The sequence below is a fragment of the Allobosea sp. 01N443 genome, from assembly GCF_056399325.1.
In genome coordinates this window covers 1-1,049 of sequence record NZ_JBFTRC010000397.1, presented here as the reverse complement: position 1 = coordinate 1,049, position 1,049 = coordinate 1, and the positions used below count along the sequence as shown (strand labels likewise).

Annotated in this window: 2 protein-coding genes; one reads left to right on the top strand and one right to left on the bottom strand. The window is 66.4% G+C overall.

The window, feature by feature from the left end; all coding sequences use genetic code 11:
• On the bottom strand, positions 1-322 hold a 322-nt coding region (locus AC1DRP_RS36655), incomplete at its 3' end, for an AMP-binding protein (RefSeq protein ID WP_476771148.1).
• 202 nt (positions 323-524) lie between these two features.
• Between AC1DRP_RS36655 and AC1DRP_RS36650 the strand changes: the two genes are divergently transcribed.
• Positions 525-1,049 (top strand): ABC transporter substrate-binding protein (locus AC1DRP_RS36650; protein ID WP_476771147.1); only part of this gene is annotated, 525 nt, incomplete at its 3' end.

The window sequence follows — 1,049 nt, the reverse complement described above, 5'->3', positions numbered from 1 at the left end:
CCTCATCGGCGATCAGCAGCCTGGCGCCGGAATCCTCGACGATGTAGCGCACCTCGTCGGCGGAGAGGCGGAAATTGATCGGCAGGAAGACGGCGCCGAGATGCCCGACCGCGATCGCCAGCTCGACGAAGGCGGCGCTGTTCTTCATCAGCACGGCAACGACATCGCCCGCCACGATGCCGCGCGCGGCAATCCAGCCGGCGCTCCGCGCGACCCGCCCGGCAAGCGCGCCATAGGAGATGCGGGCCTCGTCGAAGATGACAGCGGTACGGTCCGGCGTCCGGCTCGCGTGGTAGCGGACGAAGCTCGAGAGATTGATCATTCCACCCTCTTGGCAAAGCTCGCGAGGCCTCGCCATCTCCTTTTTCTGATTTATGACTCGTAATTCATTTTTCTCTTGACGTCACCCCGGCGGCTGCCGAATATCGCTGCAAGAAGCGCGTGCCGCACAGCGGCGCCGACAAGATGCCGCCTTCCGGATCAACCCGGAAAGGAAACGGCCAAAGGCCCCAGGGAGAAGCGTGATGACCAAAACACCGTCCTTGCCGATGAATCGGCGCGCCGTTCTGGCGCTGACGGCCGGAGCCGCCGGCGTGATGGCCGCGCCCTGGGTCGCCCGCGCCCAGGCCAAGGCCGTCAAGGTGGGCATGCCGACCATTTTGTCGGGGCGCGTCGCCCAGCTCGGCACATCCTCGCGCAATGCCGCGCAGATGGAGGTCGAGAAGGCCAATGCCGCCGGCGGGCTTGCCGGCCGGCCGATCGAGCTCGTGGTGCGCGACACCAAGGGGCAGCCGCAGGAGGCCGCCCGCGTCGCCCGCGAACTGGTCAATTCCGACGGCTGCGAGATCCTGATCGACGCGGAAGCCTCGACCGGCGCCTTCGCCGTCCATGAGGTGGCGCGCGATCTCGGCGTTCTCTGCATTCACAGCAATTCCGAAACCTCGTCCCTGACGGCCGATCCCAAGCTCAAACTGCCGAACGCCTTCCGTTGCGCGCGCCAGGGCATCCATGATTCCGTCGCGGGCGGAACCTATGCGGCCGAGATCGTC